Source organism: Microcoleus sp. BROC3, assembly GCF_036702515.1.
Taxonomy (GTDB): domain Bacteria; phylum Cyanobacteriota; class Cyanobacteriia; order Cyanobacteriales; family Microcoleaceae; genus Microcoleus.
This window is the reverse complement of record NZ_JAUBTQ010000088.1, coordinates 1-17,441: the sequence shown is the minus strand read 5'-3', so window position 1 is coordinate 17,441 and position 17,441 is coordinate 1. Positions and strand designations below refer to the sequence as shown.

At 47.8% G+C, this 17,441-nt stretch carries 14 protein-coding genes; 3 read left to right on the top strand and 11 right to left on the bottom strand.

Annotated elements, in window-relative coordinates:
- Positions 1 to 191: 191 nt before the first annotated feature.
- The 6 genes from larB to trmD form a co-directional block, all read right to left on the bottom strand.
- Positions 192 to 995: a nickel pincer cofactor biosynthesis protein LarB gene (gene larB, locus QUB30_RS31220; protein ID WP_333341845.1), complete on the bottom strand. Its 804-nt coding sequence runs from the start codon at positions 993 to 995 to the stop codon at positions 192 to 194.
- Between the two features lie 179 nt (positions 996 to 1,174).
- A complete protein-coding gene (locus QUB30_RS31215) occupies positions 1,175 to 2,935 on the bottom strand; it encodes an ABC transporter substrate-binding protein (RefSeq protein ID WP_333341843.1) in 1,761 nt (586 codons plus the stop codon).
- A 40-nt stretch (positions 2,936 to 2,975) separates the two neighbouring features.
- Positions 2,976 to 3,548, bottom strand: a complete 573-nt coding sequence (locus tag QUB30_RS31210) for a PIN domain-containing protein (protein WP_333341841.1) — start codon at positions 3,546 to 3,548, stop codon at positions 2,976 to 2,978.
- On the bottom strand, positions 3,520 to 4,074 hold the full coding sequence (locus QUB30_RS31205; RefSeq protein ID WP_333341839.1) for a hypothetical protein: 555 nt from the start codon (positions 4,072 to 4,074) through the stop codon (positions 3,520 to 3,522). The genes QUB30_RS31210 and QUB30_RS31205 overlap by 29 nt, the downstream gene beginning before the upstream one ends.
- A 33-nt stretch (positions 4,075 to 4,107) precedes the next feature.
- Entirely contained in the window at positions 4,108 to 4,587 is a 480-nt protein-coding gene (ispF, locus tag QUB30_RS31200) for a 2-C-methyl-D-erythritol 2,4-cyclodiphosphate synthase (protein ID WP_006635867.1), read from the bottom strand.
- Positions 4,588 to 5,147: 560 nt separating this feature from the next.
- A complete protein-coding gene (gene trmD / locus QUB30_RS31195; RefSeq protein WP_333341837.1) occupies positions 5,148 to 5,843 on the bottom strand; it encodes a tRNA (guanosine(37)-N1)-methyltransferase TrmD in 696 nt (231 codons plus the stop codon).
- Between the two features lie 332 nt (positions 5,844 to 6,175).
- Here trmD and QUB30_RS31190 point away from each other — a divergent pair, with 332 nt between their 5' ends.
- The 3 genes from QUB30_RS31190 (at position 6,176) to QUB30_RS31180 (ending at position 13,824) form a co-directional block, all read left to right on the top strand.
- Positions 6,176 to 7,069, top strand: coding sequence for a cyanophycinase (locus QUB30_RS31190; protein ID WP_333341835.1), 894 nt, complete (start codon positions 6,176 to 6,178; stop codon positions 7,067 to 7,069).
- A 336-nt stretch (positions 7,070 to 7,405) separates the two neighbouring features.
- Positions 7,406 to 10,126: a cyanophycin synthetase gene (gene cphA / locus QUB30_RS31185; protein ID WP_333341833.1), complete on the top strand. Its 2,721-nt coding sequence runs from the start codon at positions 7,406 to 7,408 to the stop codon at positions 10,124 to 10,126.
- Positions 10,127 to 10,404: 278 nt separating this feature from the next.
- On the top strand, positions 10,405 to 13,824 hold the full coding sequence (locus tag QUB30_RS31180) for a DNA methyltransferase (RefSeq protein ID WP_333341832.1): 3,420 nt from the start codon (positions 10,405 to 10,407) through the stop codon (positions 13,822 to 13,824).
- 17 nt (positions 13,825 to 13,841) lie between these two features.
- Here QUB30_RS31180 and QUB30_RS31175 read toward each other — a convergent pair whose 3' ends face one another.
- The 5 genes from QUB30_RS31175 to QUB30_RS31155 all read right to left on the bottom strand — a co-directional run bounded on the left by QUB30_RS31175 (position 13,842) and on the right by QUB30_RS31155 (position 17,235).
- Positions 13,842 to 14,267 (bottom strand): type II toxin-antitoxin system VapC family toxin, encoded by a 426-nt coding sequence (locus QUB30_RS31175; protein ID WP_333245264.1) that lies wholly within the window; start codon positions 14,265 to 14,267, stop codon positions 13,842 to 13,844.
- A complete protein-coding gene (locus QUB30_RS31170) occupies positions 14,264 to 14,650 on the bottom strand; it encodes a DUF433 domain-containing protein (RefSeq protein WP_333043041.1) in 387 nt (128 codons plus the stop codon). The genes QUB30_RS31175 and QUB30_RS31170 overlap by 4 nt, the downstream gene beginning before the upstream one ends.
- 468 nt (positions 14,651 to 15,118) lie before the next feature.
- Complete coding sequence (locus tag QUB30_RS31165) at positions 15,119 to 15,484, bottom strand: hypothetical protein (RefSeq protein ID WP_333043044.1); 366 nt, start codon at positions 15,482 to 15,484, stop codon at positions 15,119 to 15,121.
- Positions 15,485 to 15,508: 24 nt separating this feature from the next.
- On the bottom strand, positions 15,509 to 16,717 hold the full coding sequence (cbiE, locus tag QUB30_RS31160) for a precorrin-6y C5,15-methyltransferase (decarboxylating) subunit CbiE (protein ID WP_333341829.1): 1,209 nt from the start codon (positions 16,715 to 16,717) through the stop codon (positions 15,509 to 15,511).
- 20 nt (positions 16,718 to 16,737) lie between these two features.
- Positions 16,738 to 17,235, bottom strand: a complete 498-nt coding sequence (locus tag QUB30_RS31155) for a GNAT family N-acetyltransferase (protein ID WP_333341828.1) — start codon at positions 17,233 to 17,235, stop codon at positions 16,738 to 16,740.
- Positions 17,236 to 17,441 lie beyond the last annotated feature (206 nt).

Genomic DNA, 17,441 nt, shown 5'->3' with positions numbered 1-17,441 from the left:
GGTTTACGCTTCAACCTGATTGCAGGCATCTATAACTATGAACTTAACCTTTCAGAATGACTTTTGCAAGAGGTCTACTCTTTGTGGAACAGGCATCTTGCCTGTTCTTGAGAATGGTGCAAGATGCACCCTAAAAATCGCTCGTCCTGTGACAGTTGACCTTAGTCTTATCTGATAGAGGGGGTTTCTAACTATTCCCCCTCTCTCCGATTCTCCCCCTCTCCGATTCTCCCCACTTTGCCAGCAGTTCTGAGAATTTGACAAGCCAAAATCGCCGCCCCAAACCCGTTATCAATATTCACCACGCCCACACCAGCGGCACAAGAATTTAGCATAGTTAAAAGAGGAGCAATCCCGCCAAAACTCGCGCCGTAACCTACACTCGTCGGCACAGCAATCACCGGACAATCTGCCAAACCAGCAACCACACTCGCCAAAGCACCTTCCATACCGGCCACCGCAATCAACACATCAGCACCGGCAATAACGTGCCGGTTGCTCAGCAAGCGGTGAATGCCGGCAACTCCGACATCCCACAAACGCCGCACCTGAAAACCGCAAAGTTCCGCAGTAATTGCCGCCTCTTCCGCTACAGGCAAATCCGCCGTTCCCGCACTGATAATAGTCACAGTGCCCGGATGCTGCGGAGTTGGGGAATTAGCAGAAATTGCACAAATTCGAGCCTTTTGGTAGTAGCACAAATCGGGTATTTTTTGCTGCAATTGCTCGAAAACTTCCGGTTCGATTCGCGTCGCCATCACCGCAGAATTTCGCCCGCGCATCGCCTCGACAATCTCAACAATTTGGTCGGGCGTTTTCCCCGGGCCCCAAATTACTTCTGGAAAACCCGTTCTGAGAGTGCGGTGGTGGTCAATTTTGGCAAAATCGCCGACTTGTTCAAAGTCAAAATGCTTTAATTTATCCAAAGCTGCGATCGGGCTAATATCGCCGGCAGCCACAGATTCGAGTAACTTCTGTAAAATTTCAGGTTCCATTAATTAATGACTGACTAATGACTAATAACTGCTGATTAACGATCCGCCCAAAAACGGATACACGCCCCCGACTTCTGTCGCGATCGACCCCAAATTTTAGACTAAGGTTCAAGTTCCCCGATTCATCTTTAGAGTAAATCAAATCTAAAATCTAAAATCTAAAATCTAAAATCGACTGACTATTCTGTTATTTTCAACTCGTACAAATTCCAGAAAGCACCGCCGAGGGCACTGTAGCGAATTCCCGAAACGCGATCGCGCACCGCCTCGAAAGTCAGCGGATTTACCATATAAACAAAAGGAACTTGTTCCGCTATAATCCGCTGCGTTTCTCCATAAAGCTCCTTGCGCTTCGCCTCGTCAAGCTCCTGAGAAGCCTTCACATAAAGGTCATCGATTTTCTGCTCCCAGTCGTACACTTCCCAACCTTTAATCGGCGGTTCTCCGGCTTGCGGGCCCTGGTTGAAACTGTGCAGCGTGCCGTTAACAGACCAAATATTGTAGCCGCTGTGCGGTTCAGTACCTCCCGTAAAACCGCCGAGGTAAGTATCCCAATTCCGCGTCAATCGCAGCTTTTCTACATAAGTGTTAAAACTCAGGAACTGCGTATCAATTTGCATCCCCAGTTTGCCCAAGTCTTGCTTAATTTGCGTTGCCATTTGTTCCCGAACTTTTTTACCGGCAGCCATCAACAAAGTAAATCGCACTTTGTTGCCATCAGCATCCAACAATTCGCCGTTACTATTATACTTGAAACCAGCACTTAACAGCAACTCTTTCGCTTTTTGCCGATCGTAACTGTAAGTTTTCAATCCCTGTTCTGGGGACAGGTAGAACGGGCTTTGGGCCGGAATTGGGGAATGCAGGGGCGCGCCAAGTCCGCGATAGATATTGTTAGTCATGGCGGATCGGTTGATGCCGTAGGCGATCGCCTGCCGAAATTCCTTACTTGCGAACCACCGAGATTTAACCGGGTCTACAAACGGCTGATTTTGAGCATTGCGCCCCTTATTCAGATTGAAACACATAAACACGCTGCCAGTATCCGGCCCGCCGTTAAAAACCGTATATTTGCCGCGTTTTTCCTCCCGTTTCAGCAGGGGAAACACTTCCGGCTCCACGTTCAGAGTATCCAAATCGCCCGATCGAAAATTCAGCAGTTGATTGTCAGTATTTTCGATAATTTGCCAAACAATTTGCTGGATATAAGGCTGAAGATTTCCCTCCGCATCTTTGCGCCAATAATACGGATTTTTTTCCAAAACAACGCGCTGATTAGGAGTATAGCTCAGCATTCGATATTGACCGTTGCCGACTATTTTTTGAGGGTCAGTATCCGTGTTCCAAGTAGTCAGGAATTTAGGCTTGCCGTCTGCATCTGTATTTTCGACAGCTTCCTGTAAAATATGAGCTGGTAAAATTGGGATTCCCCCAGCATATCTAATAAATGGAGCAAAGGGTTCTGCAACGGAAAATTCAACGCGGCGGCTGTCAATTTTTTTAACTTTTGGGAATTGGCGACTCATGCCAACCCTCAGATTATCTTTCAAACCGCTAGGAATTTTGTCATTGAAATAAATCTTTTCATAGCTGAAGATAATGTCATCAGTAGTCATCGGTTCGCCGTCCGACCATTTCAATCCATCTCGCAGGGTGAAGACAATCTTTTTGCCATCTTTAGAAACTTCCCAGGACTCGGCTAAACCGGGTTCTAACTCCGATGTCAAGCCGTTTTCGTTGATCAATCCCTCGTACATATAGCCAAAAACGCTGTATGCAGATTGGTTTAGCGGGTAGTTAAAGGTACCCGGGCCGCTGGGGGTGGGAACGATGAGCCTGTTTACTAAGTTCGATCGGGCTGGAGTACACGCAGACAGAGTTATTGTGGCAATTGCCGCCAGTAAAATCGCCAGCCAGCGCAGTCTTGAATGTAGCATCATAGAAATTTTCATAATTTTTTAGTTTACCACCTGCGTGCAACTATGACTGAGATTGTAACCAACCGAGAAAGTCTTCAGTGCGCGAAAAATACTTTATCCCTACTTCCTCCAAAGCATATTTAACTTCGGGTAGTTTGCCAAATTCTTTGACGTTGCCACTTAGAAATGCTTTGGTTTCTGTGGGGCGCAAGCGGGCATGACTCAAGATACAGTGTAAAATCAAATTGTCTGTTGGGTCTTTTTCGATGATAGTTGTGTTTAAGCTGGCTTCGATAATCTCTGTATTTAATACAATCATTTCTGCATTTTGCGACAGCATATAAATTGCTTCACGCAAGCGAAATTGAATTTCATCTATTCGATTGCTATAGTAAATCAATGACTTTTCTAGGTGCAAAGATAGAGATGCGACCTGTTCAGATGTCACATCTCGCTTTGTTTCACTGATTTGACGCCCTAGCTGTTCCTTAAAATACTTTTGTCGCTTCAACTCGTCCTCTAAAGCCGACAGAGACTCCATATAACAAATGCTGGGTATAACCAACTGAACTGATGATGAGAAATCCCGCAGCAACATAATTGCTTCAGCCTCGCGCCCTGTAGCAATACTCATCAAAAAGTTGGTCTCGATATATAGAATTGCCACCTAATTTCACTCCGGATTTTGTTGTTCCACCTGCTAGCAGCGGCAGCAAACCGATTGCTGCTATCTGTTCAGACGCTGGGGGAATTTCTGAATTCCAGTGATAGGCCAAGTCATGCAGCCACGCTTCTACCAGCGTTTCAATCGTATGTCCAAATATCCCTTTGCTACCAAAGTCAGGCTGATAATAACGAAGTATTTCACCAGTGTTTAGAGAGCAAACAGGTTCAGATAAATTCACGCCGTCCCATTTGAAAATCCGAATTTGTTCGGTGTCAACAAACATCGCATAGGGAATGACTGTGCGTTGTTCGGATATCTTCGCTAACGCAGCTTTCATCCAAGATATCATGTAATCAGCAATCCTCTGCTTTGCTGCTGTTTCTTGAGCTTGAATAATTTTAACCTCGATTAGCACGACTACCCGATCGTCCTTATCCAATGCGATAATATCTGCGTCTATGGGTAACTCTAAATCCAAGGTTTCAGTTTGCATGGTTTTGGTCTTCCTAAAACGTAGATTAAAGTTCTATTTTAGCACTAACAAAACTACAGCATAGGCTGCAATTCCTTCTTCTCTCCCCACGGGGCCTAACTTTTCGTTTGTAGTAGCTTTGATGCCAATTTGGTCTGGTTTTAATTGTAGGACAGTAGAAAGCCGATCGCGCATTTGCTCAATATGCGGTTTCAGCTTGGGACGTTCTGCCACTACCACCGAATCAATATTGCCGATTTCCCAGCCTTTATCTAATATTAACTGATTGACTTGTGCCAGCAATACGAGACTATCAGCACCTTTCCATTTCGGGTCAGTGGGCGGGAAATAAAGACCGATATCTCCTAAGCTGAGAGCTCCAAGCATGGCATCCATGATAGCGTGGGTGAGCACGTCGGCGTCGCTGTGGCCGAGTAAGCCTAATTCGTGGGGAATGTGCACGCCGCCGAGGATGAGGGGGCGTTCTGGAACTAAGCAGTGAATGTCGTAGCCGTTGCCGATGCGGATGTTCATGTAAATTTAAGGTTTGGGAAAGTATAGCAAAAAACAATTATTTCATATTTGCGGGGAGATAGCTGAAAAAGTATGGTCTTGATTTACGGAATTTGCGGTAATAGTAGCAAAGACATACAGATGTCTGTTGGTCAGTCTGTCTTCGACAAAAAAGTTGTCTGGCATCTATCTTATAGCTGTCCTTATTGCGGGGAGGCAATCGCGTTAGATAATACTGATGCTATACCTAACGAAATGAGAAAATAAATTTTAGCAAAAGAAGGGAATTGGAACTTGATTGTATTGGAAGAATAACAACGTGCAACAGTTGTAACAAAAATCCTGCGTCAGGCTATGGAATTGTCATTAGCTGAAGCGATGAACTTAAAAAAGAAGATGCCTGGTTCTGTTTTTGTCGGAACTAAAGCTGAGATCGAGCGACTAAGACATCTTTTAGCGGCTGTTGGCTTGAAAGCTTCAATAAGCCAAACTGTAACTTAGTGCTGCCTGGGGAGTTCTATTAGCTTTAAAGTGCTAATCATCCCTGAAGCTCCAACTAATAACGGCTACATCCTCAAACCTTATTCTCCCCTCTCCTGCAACCACCGATCGTACAAATCCGATCGGCGCGATCGAGTTTTTTCTATCTGCTTTTCCCTCCGCCAACGGGCAATTTCCGCGTGATTCCCAGACAGCAAAACGTCGGGCACTTTCAATCCCCGAAAATCCGCCGGTCGAGTGTACTGCGGATAATCCAAAAGTCCGTCTTCAAAACTCTCAAACTTCAGCGAATCTTCCTTCGCGACAGTTCCCCGCAGCAATCGCAAAACCCCATTGATCAAAGCCAAAGCCGGAATTTCGCCCCCCGTGAGCACAAAATCCCCCAAAGACACCTCGCGAGTTACCAAATGCAGCACTCGATCGTCCACACCCTCATAATGACCGCAAATCAACACCAACTGATCGCGATCGGCCGCCAACTCCCGAAACATCGCCTGCTGCATCGGTTCCCCCTGGGGAGTCAGCAAAATCACCTCCCGCCTCGGCAAAACCGGCAGCGACTCCACCGCAGCAAAAATCGGTTCCGGCTTCATCAGCATCCCCACTCCGCCCCCGTAAGGCTCGTCATCGACTCGCTGGTGTTTGTCTGTGGTAAAATTGCGGGGATTGACAAAATTCACCTCAGCAATCTTTTTAGCTAAGGCTTTGCCCATCAGTCCCGACTCCAGGGGAGCCCGGAAAAATTCTGGAAATAAGGTAACTACGTCAAAGCGCACAATTATTGGAATTTATTGATACATCACCTCTAGTTTGACCCTTAGGGGGAGTTCAGTTTTCAGTAATTGCTTTATTCTTTATAATTTCTTATAATTTCTGAAAATTTTTGCAAGTTAAATTCTCTTCCTTTGTCGCCGGGCCCGTTTTGTACAACAATAAATCAGTTTTTCATGACAGCGACTGCAAGCAAATTTGCCGCCCAACAACTGCGGGATAGCGCGATCGGCGATCGCACCTCACTCGCACAAACAAAAATTTATTCTTAAAAAGCCCTATTGTACCCACAGCAACGGCAAAATTGAATTTCACATCCAACAGAGGAAGACACACCATGCAGCAGTTGACATCTCAAGCCCTTGAACACAATATTCCCCAGCGCACAAAAACCTCGATTATGGTCATCGGGGGAGCCGAAGACAAAGTTCACGGGCGAGAGATTTTGAACACCTTTTTTTGCCGTGCTGGGGGTGCAAGCGCGAGGCTGGCGATCGTTCCCTGCGCTTCGCGAGATCCCGAAGGCATTAGCAACCGCTACCGCACCATATTTGACGAAATGGGCGTTAGCGCCGTCAAAGTAGTGGACATCCGCGAACGCGAACAAGCCGAAAACCCTGTCTGGAAAGATTACTTAGAAGATTGTACGGGCGTATTCATCACAGGCGGCGACCAACTGAGGCTCTGCGGGCTGCTGGCGGACACCCCGCTGATGGAGAAAATTCGCAAAGAAGCTCTCGAAGGCAAGATTACCCTCGCCGGCACCAGTGCGGGTGCTGCGGTGATGGGATATCACATGATTGCAGGCGGCGGGAGTGGCGCGTCACCGAACCGCTCTTTAGTAGACATGGCAAATGGACTTAACATTATTCCCGAGCTCATCGTAGACCAGCATTTTCACAATCGCAACCGCATGGCTCGCTTGCTGTCGGCTGTGGCTTGCCATCCCGATCGCATCGCTATTGGTATTGACGAAGACACCTGCGCCTTGTTTGAGGGAGACGATACTATGAAAATTCTCGGTAAAGGCACTGTGACTATTGTTGATTCTCGGGAAAATTTTTATACCAATGAGTCGGTAGTAGGAGCGACAGAACCCTTAAGTCTCTTCAATATGCGCTTGCACGTTCTGTGTCACGGAGATTGTTACAATATGCCCCTAGGCAAACCAATGCCATCGGCAGCCTGTTCCGAGTCTGGCTGGCCCCCAGAATGCCGCACAGCCAACTAACGCAGAATTTCAGAGTTATTGATAAAGCAGAAATTATGCGACATTGCCACCAATAATGGATACAACAAAAGAATAGATTCCGAAGCAGCCACGGGCTGACGCCAGAAGGCAGAATCACAGAAAATTCTACCTTCGGGCTTTGAGTTTTTTCCTGCCGTTGACCTGTACTTGTTTTTCACCGATCGCTGGGGCATGAATTTTCAATTGGGTAGCCCATAACTGGAAATTCACTACCAAACTGTTCGCAGCGAACAGTCGATCGAGCAATCTAGATCGAAATTGAATAAATGCTCCAATTATCTATAAGATTTCGCGCCCCATACCCCTCTAACTACCATGAAAATACTTAAAATCCAGACCTTACGCGGCCCCAACTACTGGAGCATCCGACGCCACAAACTCGTCCTGATGCGTTTGGATTTAGAGGAGTGGGCGGATAAAACCACATCTGAAATTCCTGGCTTCTACGAAGGGTTGATCGCCGCGCTCCCGAGTTTGAACGAGCATCACTGTTCTCCAGGGCATCAGGGAGGCTTCCTGCAACGTGTCAGAGAAGGGACAATGATGGGACACGTAATCGAACACGTAGCCTTAGAACTTCAGCAAATGGCAGGAATGCCCGTCGGGTTCGGCCGCACCCGCGAGACTGCGACCCCAGGCATTTACCAAGTAGTAATCGAGTATCAACACGAACAAGCAGGTCGCTATGCCGCCCGGGCGGGCGTGCGGATGTGCCAGAGCATTGCCGATACAGGCACTTATCCAGCAGCAGAATTAGTCCAAGATTTGAGAGACCTGAGAGAATTTGCTGCGTCCGCAGCCCTGGGGCCGAGCACGGAAACACTGATCAAGGAAGCAGAAGCTCGCGGGATTCCTTGGATACAGTTGAGCGCCCGGTTTATGATTCAACTAGGCTACGGGGTTCACCAAAAACGGATTCAGGCAACTCTGAGCAACCGCACGGGAGTTTTGGGGGTAGAACTGGCCTGCGACAAGGAAGGTACCAAAAATATCCTCGGCAGCGCCGGGGTGCCGGTTCCCAGAGGGACGGTGATTAATTATTTGGACGAACTGCAAGGGGCGATCGAAGATGTCGGCGGTTATCCGATCGTCCTCAAACCCCTAGACGGGAACCACGGCCGCGGCATTACGATCGACATCAATTCCTGGGAAGCAGCAGAAGAAGCCTACGACTTAGCCAGCGCAGCCTCAAAAACAAAAAGCGTGATTGTCGAGCGCTATTACGTCGGCCGCGACCACAGAGTATTGGTAGTCAACGGGCAAGTCGTAGCAGTCGCAGAACGAGTGCCCGCTAACGTCGTGGGTAACGGCAGGTCTACAGTAGAACAGCTTATTGAAGAAGTAAACCGCGACCCGCAGCGGGGAGACGGACACGACAACGTGCTCACCCGGATCACGATCGACAAATTGTCCCTGGATTTGCTGCAAAAACAAGGATACGCGATCGACTCCGTAGTGCCCGCCGGCGAAAGAGTATTTTTGCGCGCGACAGCAAACTTGAGTACCGGTGGAATTGCAGTCGATCGCACCGACGAAATCCACCCGGAAAACGTCTGGCTGTTTTCCAGAGTCGCCAAAATAATCGGTTTGGACATCGCCGGCATTGACGTAGTAACTCCCGACATCTCCCAACCCCTGCGCGATGTCAACGGCGTCATCGTCGAAGTCAACGCAGCACCGGGTTTCAGAATGCACGTCGCCCCGAGTCAGGGTTTGCCCCGCAACGTCGCCGGCGCTGTCTTCGATATGCTTTTCCCCTCGCCTCAACCCAGCCGGGTGCCGATTTTAGCGGTAACGGGAACCAACGGCAAAACTACAACCACTCGCCTGCTTGCCCACATTGTCAAGCAGACAGGTCAGATTACCGGCTACACGACTACAGACGGCACTTACATCGGCGATTATTTAGTAGAAACCGGAGACAATACCGGGCCGCAGAGCGCTCAATTGATTTTGTCTGACCCCACGGTAGAAGTAGCGGTGCTGGAAACGGCTAGAGGCGGAATTTTGCGATCGGGCCTCGGCTTCGATCAGTGCGATGTCGGCGTCGTCTTGAACGTCGCGGCCGATCACTTGGGCATTGGCGACATCGACACCGTGGAACAACTTGCCAAACTCAAGAGCGTCCTCGTCGAGTCGGTAATGCCCAAAGGCTATGCAGTTTTGAATGCAGACGACCCGTTAGTAGCACAAATGGCGCAGCGTGTCAAGGCTCAAATTGCCTATTTTTCGATGAACCCGGACAACGAACTTGTTGCCAAACATACCGCAGCGGGCGGGCTGGCAGCGATTTACGAAAATGGTTACTTGTCAATCTTGAAAGGCGATTGGACGCTGAGAATTGAGCAGGCTGTGAACGTGCCGCTGACGATGGGCGGGCGCGCGCCGTTTATGATTGCCAATGCTTTAGCAGCTTGTTTGGCAGCCTTTGCCCAAGGATTGAAAATAGAAGATATTCGATCGGCTTTGTCAAGCTTCCAAGCATCGGTCGGTCAAACTCCCGGAAGGATGAACTTGTTTAATTTGGGCAGCTATCACGCTTTGGTCGACTACGCCCACAACCCCCACAGCTACAAAGCTTTGGGCAGTTTCGTCCTGAATTGGCCGGGACAGCGGATCGGGGTAGTCGGCGCCCCTGGAGACCGGCGAGATGAAGATTTTGTCACGCTGGGCAAACTTTCGGCCGAGATGTTCGATCGCATTATTGTCAAGGAAGATAGCGATCGACGCGGGCGAGAGCCAGGTACCGTGGCAAAGTTAATTTGCCAAGGGATTGAGGAGGCAATTTATGAGCAAACAGGAGACAAATCTCAAGTTGAATACGAGGTAATTCTCGACGAAACAACGGCTGTTAATAAGGTTTTAGATCGGCCTGCTGCCGGGAGTTTGGTAGTGATTTTACCTGAAAGTGTCAATAAAGCTTTGAGTTTAATTGAAGCCCGGAAACCGATTAAGGAATCTGTGGAAGTTCAAAATGGTTCAGATCCATCGAAGTCACAGGAAAGTTTAAAACCGACTGTGGTGAATCAAGGCTAAACTCTTAAGTCTCATTTAATTAATAGGTTGGGTTTAATTCTGTTAAACTCAACCTATTTGTTTGAAAATCTAGAATTAAAGAATTTCGTAATTTCCTTGTGATATCGTTTCCTGTTGCATCGGAATTAATATTACCCGAAATGAGGACACGGCAGTCCCGTGTCCCTACCCAAAATAATATTGTAGGGAAACGGCACTGCCGTCTCCTCTATATCATAAGGAGTGCAACCAGATTTGATATGATTAGTCCCAGAAAAAGCCAGCAGCAGGATTGAAGCATGAATGAAGCCGATCGCACGCGTGTCGAAACATTCATCACGCGCTGGGCAGGTTCTAGCGGTAACGAACGGGCAAACTACCAGTTGTTTTTTGCCGAAATGTGCGATGCCCTGGGAGTCGATCGCCCTTTTGATAAAGGCAGAATTCCCAACGATCCCTACTGCTTTGATAAAGATGTCAAAATCTTTCACCCCAGCGGGAAAGTGACTCCGGGGTTTGTTGATTTTTACAAAGCCGAGCATTTTTTAATAGAGGCAAAACAGGGCGGAACGACGGGTAAAAAAGGAACGGCAAAACGGGGAACCAATACCTATTTGCGAGAGATGGAAAAAGCGTTTGTGCAGGCGATCGCCTATACGCGCAGTCTCAGCAGCAAACCGCCGTTTTTGTTGACTTGCGATATTGGCGATCATTTTGAATTGTGGATGGGTTTTAGCGGCGATTACGGCGGCTATGGGGCGCGGCGAGAAATCGGGCTAATGGAGTTGCGGAAAGCCGATGTTTTCGATTTGTTTGTCGATATTTTTAGCAATCCCCAACAGCGCAATCCAGAGAAAATTGCAGCGCGGGTGACGCGGGAAGTAGCGGCGGATTTGGCAGAGTTGGCGAAGCGGATGGAGGCGAATGTCGATCCGCAGCAAGTCGCCCAGTTTTTGATGCGTTGTATTTTCACCATGTTTGCTGAGGATGTGGGGTTACTCAAAGAACATTTGTTTACGCAGGCGCTGGAAACGCGGTGGATTCTCAATCCGAAGACTTTTAAGCCGGAGGTAGAGGCGCTGTGGGAGGCGATGAATGAGGGGACGAGTTTTGGTTTTCATGGCAAATTGTTGCGGTTTAATGGCGGATTGTTTGCGGAGTCGCAGGCGTTTGCTTTGACAAAGGCGCAGTTGGAGGTATTGTTGCAGGCGGCGAAGCGGGATTGGTGCAATGTGGAACCGGCGATTTTTGGGACGTTGTTGGAAAGGGCGCTGGATTCGAGGGAACGGAGTAAGTTGGGGGCGCATTATACGCCGCGATCGTATGTGGAACGGTTGGTAAAACCCGTGGTGATGGAGCCTTTGGGCGATCGCTGGATTGCGGTACAAGCGGAGGTTAAACAGTTGCTCAACGCGGGGGAATCGGAACCGACTGCAAATCAAAGGAAAAAGGTGCAATCAGTTTTAGAGGCATTTCTGACCGAGTTACAAGGGGTAAAGATTCTCGATCCGGCCTGCGGATCGGGTAATTTCCTCTATGTCACGTTGGATTTGTTGAAGGGGTTGGAATCGGAGGTGTTGCGGCGCTTGGAGGATGTCACCGGATCGGCGCAGTTGCGGTTAGATATTGCTCAAGTTAATCCGAGTCAGTTTTTGGGAATTGAGATTAATCCTAGGGCGGCGGCGATCGCAGATTTGGTGATTTGGATTGGGTATTTGCAGTGGCATTTTCGGCGGTTTGGCGATATTCCGCCGATCGAACCTGTATTGCGCGAGTACAAAAATATTGAATGGGGGGATGCAGTGTTGGCCTATGACGGGATGGAACCGGATGTGGATGCGGCGGGGAAGGTGAGAACTCGCTGGGGCGGACGGATGATGAAAAGTCCGGTGACGGGGGAAGATATTCCCGATGCGACAAACCAAGTGACGATTTATCGGTATTTGAATCCGAGGGCGGCCGAGTGGCAGGAGGCGGATTATATTGTGTCTAATCCGCCGTTTATTGGGAACTTTAAAATGCGCGAAATTTTGGGGGATGGGTATGTAGAAGCATTGAGGAAAGTTTATAAAGATGTACCGGATACTGTTGATTTTGTGATGTACTGGTGGCACAAGGCAGCCGAATTAGTCAGAATAGGGAAGATTTATACATTTGGGCTGATTACGACAAATACACTTAGTCAAGTTCGACAAAGAAAAGTCGTAGAATATCATCAATCCCAAAATAATCCAATTCAGTTATTTTTTACTGTTCCCGATCATCCTTGGGTTGATGAAGGTGCATCAGTCAGAATTGCAATGACTGCTGGAGAACTCAAAAAAGCAGAAAATCTAGCCCAAAATATTAGGATGGGAACTGTAACTTCAACAGAGCTTGGAGAAACACCAGAAGACTCCGCAGAATCTCTCACAATTTCTTGGAAGAGTATTGGAAAGATATTTAGCAATCTTCAATCAGGATCGGATGTCGGCAGCACTCTTCCTTTGAATAGTAATGAAAAGTTATCTTGTCCGGGAGTCCAGTTATGTGGACCAGGATTCATTCTTGAATCAGAGAATGTTGAGAAAGTTGAAAATGAAGTGATTTTCTCATACTTACATGGTAGAGATTTTATGCAAACCTCTCGCAATGTAAAAGTCATAGATCTTTTTAACTTGAAGATTGAAGAAGTCCAACGAATGTATCCTAAAGCCTATCAGTGGGTACTAGAGAGAGTGAAACCTCAAAGAGAAACAAGCCGAGATAAAAGACTACGTGAAAATTGGTGGCTTTTTGAAAGACCGCGACCAGACCTTAGATCTGCTATCAAAGGATTGCAACGTTATATCGCTACGGTTGAGACGAGTAAGCATCGAGTTTTTGCTTTCCTTGATTCACAAGTTTTACCTGACAAAAGGTTGATTGCGATCGCCCTTGATGATGCTTATTTCTTGGGAGTTCTCTCTAGCAGAGTTCATGTTACTTGGTCGCTGGCAGCAGGTGGAACTTTGGAGGATCGTCCAATTTATTCCAAAACCGTTTGCTTCGACCCCTTCCCCTTCCCCGACCCAACCGACAACCAAAAACAAACCATCCGAGAACTCGGAGAACGCCTCGACAGCCACCGCAAACGAGTCCAAGCCACTCACCCCGAAATCACCATCACCGGGATGTACAACCTCCTCGAAAAACTCCGCCAAGGCGAACCCCTCGACGACAAAGACAAAGCCTTCAACCAAAAAGCCCTAGTCTCCACCCTCAAACAAATCCACGACGAACTCGATGCCGCCGTATTTGCTGCCTATGGTTGGGAACCCACCCTCACCGACGACCAAATCCTGGAAAACCTCGTCACCCTCAACGCCCAACGCGCCGAGGAAGAACGCAACGGACTCATTCGCTGGCTGCGCCCCGACTACCAAGCCCCCGGCGAAACCTACATCCAACCATCCCTTGCAGGTATCACCACCGAAACCGAAACCGCCATTACTCCCACGGAACAACAACCTTTCCCCAAAACCCTCAAAGAGCAACTTTGGGCCATCCGCGACTTATTCCGCACCCAAAGCGGCGAATGGACAGCCGCCCAAGTCACCGCCCATTTCAAAGGTGCCAATCGCAAACAAAAAGTCATTCTCGACTGTTTAGAAAGTCTGGAAGATTTGGGGATTTTGCTCAGTCATAATGAAGGTGGCATCACATTTTGGCATCTCGCAGAAGTTGGAAATGCCGGATAAGCTTGGCTTGGCAATTGTTATGTCCAATCCTCCAAAACCAGTCCTGGGACTTGTGCAAAATCTTGTCGATTTCGCGTCACTAAAATTGAGTTATTAACCAAAGCAATGGACGCAATCCGCAAATCTTGTGTCCCAATTCGTATTCCCTGACGGCGCAGCGCCAAATATTGCTCGCAAGCTGACTCGGTAAAATCCAGAACTAGAAAATCGTTGAGAAATTTAACAGCCGATCTCAAACCCACATAAGCCCAAGTTAAGCGTTGCTTCTGTCCGGGTTGCGAAGCTTGACGAATTGCATTGAACCAGCCCTGAATCAATTCCTCAACATTGATGACAGTAATAGCAACATCGCTAATATGGAGAGTTTCAAAACGTTGCAATATGAGTGGATTAGAGTGTTGCAAGAGTGTGAGATGGTCGGTATCGAGAATATATTGATTCATAGGGTCTCAGACTCAGGAAAATCGATATCAGCATTTCGATCTTGGCGATAGGTCTGAACATATTCCGTGACTTCATTCAACAACGGGTTACATCTCAAAAGAGGTGAAACATTCAACATCGGACGCGCCTCATACCAAGCAATCCGATCGTCAATTTCTGGCTGATTATCCAGATAAAAGCTAATCGCATCAAACACTTGAGCTGCCGTCACGAGTTGAAGTAACTTCTGTGGGATTTCTTCAGGCTTTATTCCTGATTTCCAAAACACCACAATATCCCGTACCGTAACTTGAGTGTCTGCAATAATCGGTTCCCCCTGCAAAACTTCAGGATTGCGGGTGACATAGCGAGAAAGGCTTGTAGATGATAGCGAACTGGTCATAACGACCTCATAAGACAATGTAAACCTGCCTTCATCTTAGCGTAGTGGACAGAAGATGCCTATTTAGTCAGCCACGAGGAAATGTTTGATGCTTATGCTGTTCAAAGATTATGGGCATAAAGTAGATTATTATCGCCAATGGCATTGACCCGATCGATTGTAAAAGAGTAAAATAAATTATAGAGTTACGCCCAAAAAGTTTCCAGGCCTCCCGAAGAAATCCTCCTACAATACTGGCGCGAACTTGCCCCCGCCGATCGCGCAAAAGTCCTTCAGTTTACCCAAGCTCTAGCGCTCAAATCTTCACCTGAATTTACCCCCAAAACACAACTCGGTCAAACCCTGTGGAAACTTCGCCAACGGGCGATAGCCAACGGTATGAAACTCCTCAATGAAGTTGAGTTAGAGCAAGAAATTGCCGATCGTCGAGGTGGCTACGTTGTCTGGTAAACTAACTTATCTGGAACTCTATTCCATTTGCAAATACTCCAACACCAGCAGCCGCAAATAGTCTAGCATTCGGATATAAGACCGCATTTGAAGATAGCCCGATCGCGTTTCAGCATAAAACTCAGCAATCGCAGAACGATCGAACACCCTAAGCTGATGTAAATTTGCGATCGCTTCCTCCCGGTTATCAACTCCCGCGCTAGCCTCAATCTGACTAGCATAACCGCGAATGCTAACTGTCACTAACTCAAGCTCCTCCAAAAACGATAAATCTTCTTCGGAACCAAGATACCTCTGAGATATCTCTTTGCGCTCGGATTTAGTGTTTTGATAATCAACCGTTAATTGTGCCAAAAGTAGGACAATAATATCTTTATTTATCATAGCTTTCTAGGCAAGAATCGGCTTTTAGGTTTTAACTACCGCCCACTGAGTCACCGGCGCAAGCGGTTTCCAACCCTGAAAAGAACCGATCGCCCCTACTCGCTGAATCCCAATTCTAATGAGTTCCCCACCATAACGATCGTGCCATTGCAAAACTTTAAACTCGCTCTCAACTGTGACCGCATTAACAACTAATCGGCCGCCTTCACCTAAAGCATTCCAGCAAGTTTCCAGCACAGCTTCTGCGGTGACACCGCCGCCGATGAAAATAGCATTCGGTTGATGCAAATTTGTCAGGGTTTCCGGCGCTTCTCCCGCGACAATTTGGAGTTCGGGAACGCCGAAAGTCGAGGCATTTTCAGCGATGTATTGCAATCGAGTCGGATCGCGTTCGATCGCGATCGCCCTGCACCGAGGATGACTCCGCATCCATTCGATCGCGATCGAGCCACAGCCCGCGCCCACATCCCACAGCAACTCACCCGGAATCGGTGCTAACGTTGACAGAGTAACGGCTCTAACCTCCCGCTTAGTAAGTTGTCCGTCGTGGCGATAAGCAGCATCCGGCAAACCGGCAGTTCGGGGAAGGATAAGAGTTTGTCGATCGGCTGCAACTGCGATCGCGATCGTGTTCAAATCCGCCAAATCCGCTGCATTCCAGGCTGCTGCTACCCCCTCGATCCGCCGTTCCGCTTCCGATCCCATCCGCTCGAACACCGTCATCAAACTGCTGCCAAACCCCCGCTGCGTCAACAATTGTGCCACCTTTCCCGGCGTGTGTCTGTCAGCGCTCAACACCAGCAAGCGCGCCCCCGGCGAGAAAGCAAGGGCGATCGATGCGATCGGGCGATTTGTCAAACTGAAAGTCTCAACATCCGCCAAAGCCCAGCCCAGACGGGCGCAAGCAAGACTAAAAGCCGATGCAGCGGGAATCACAGTCATTTCCGAAATAGGAATTTTGCGCGACAGCGTGACGCCAATACCGTGACACATCGGATCGCCGGTTGCGAGCACGCACACAGACTGTCCCCGGCGGCGGATGATTTGATCGACTGTCGCTTGGATCGGCGATGTCCAAAGCAATTGTTCGCGGGTGTCGTCGGTTGGTAGCATTGCTAGGTGACGGGCACCGCCGACAACGACTTGAGATCGAGAGAGGAGGGTAGAGGCGATCGCACTCAATCCCGATAATCCGTCTTCGCCAATCCCCACCACCGAAAGCCATTTGTGCATTGCGCCCTTACTACTAATTACTACTTATCGATTCTAAAGAATAATATCGGATTTCCATTCATAAATCTTTCTTCTACTTGCCTCATTCCGAGTCTTTCTGCGACTTTTTGCGACTCAATGTTTGGGCGATCGCAACTTGCGACAAGATAGTTAAAGCCAAGTTCATTAAAACCATACTCCAATATTTTGGTTGCAGCTTCAGTAGCGTAGCCTTTTTTAGTTGCTGTTGGCAGCAATGCGTAAACTAACTGGGGCTGTTCTTCTTCAAAAAAATACCACAAACCCACAAATCCAATGACTTCTTGCTCGGTGTTTGTCTCGATCGACCAAAGACCGAATTTCTTTTCTGAAAAAAGCTTTTGATTCTCGGCAAGCATTTCTTCTACTTGTTGCAGCGACCAGATTTCGCCGTCACACAGATATCTCCTGACATAGGAATCAGTGAAAATTCGGTGGAGCGTGTTGAGGTCGCTATCCAAAATCTGTTTCAAAACCAATCTCTGAGTTTCAAGTATCATGTCTGTTATTTTTTTAGGATAACTTACCTATATTATTCGATGTTTTTGTGCATCTATTATATTACCCTTGGCTTACCGTAATGTTATACTTAGCGATTCAAGTTTACAATACCTATTGCATAAAATTTTGGTAATTGCTCAACCCCCTTGACAAGAAGACGAGATAGACATTAGATAGAGAAATGGAAAAACTCCCCGACTTAAAG

Excerpts from the sequence above, each read along its gene's own strand:
- QUB30_RS31215 (WP_333341843.1), bottom strand. The coding sequence starts at position 2,935 with ATGATGCTACATTCAAGACTGCGCTGGCTGGCGATTTTACTGGCGGCA.
- QUB30_RS31190 (WP_333341835.1), top strand. The coding sequence starts at position 6,176 with ATGCAGCAGTTGACATCTCAAGCCCTTGAACACAATATTCCCCAGCGC.
- QUB30_RS31155 (WP_333341828.1), bottom strand. The coding sequence starts at position 17,235 with ATGATACTTGAAACTCAGAGATTGGTTTTGAAACAGATTTTGGATAGC.
- larB (WP_333341845.1), bottom strand. The coding sequence starts at position 995 with ATGGAACCTGAAATTTTACAGAAGTTACTCGAATCTGTGGCTGCCGGC.
- QUB30_RS31175 (WP_333245264.1), bottom strand. The coding sequence starts at position 14,267 with ATGAATCAATATATTCTCGATACCGACCATCTCACACTCTTGCAACAC.
- QUB30_RS31165 (WP_333043044.1), bottom strand. The coding sequence starts at position 15,484 with ATGATAAATAAAGATATTATTGTCCTACTTTTGGCACAATTAACGGTT.
- cbiE (WP_333341829.1), bottom strand. The coding sequence starts at position 16,717 with ATGCACAAATGGCTTTCGGTGGTGGGGATTGGCGAAGACGGATTATCG.
- QUB30_RS31205 (WP_333341839.1), bottom strand. The coding sequence starts at position 4,074 with ATGCAAACTGAAACCTTGGATTTAGAGTTACCCATAGACGCAGATATT.
- ispF (WP_006635867.1), bottom strand. The coding sequence starts at position 4,587 with ATGAACATCCGCATCGGCAACGGCTACGACATTCACTGCTTAGTTCCA.
- cphA (WP_333341833.1), top strand. The coding sequence starts at position 7,406 with ATGAAAATACTTAAAATCCAGACCTTACGCGGCCCCAACTACTGGAGC.
- QUB30_RS31170 (WP_333043041.1), bottom strand. The coding sequence starts at position 14,650 with ATGACCAGTTCGCTATCATCTACAAGCCTTTCTCGCTATGTCACCCGC.
- QUB30_RS31210 (WP_333341841.1), bottom strand. The coding sequence starts at position 3,548 with ATGAGTATTGCTACAGGGCGCGAGGCTGAAGCAATTATGTTGCTGCGG.
- QUB30_RS31180 (WP_333341832.1), top strand. The coding sequence starts at position 10,405 with ATGAATGAAGCCGATCGCACGCGTGTCGAAACATTCATCACGCGCTGG.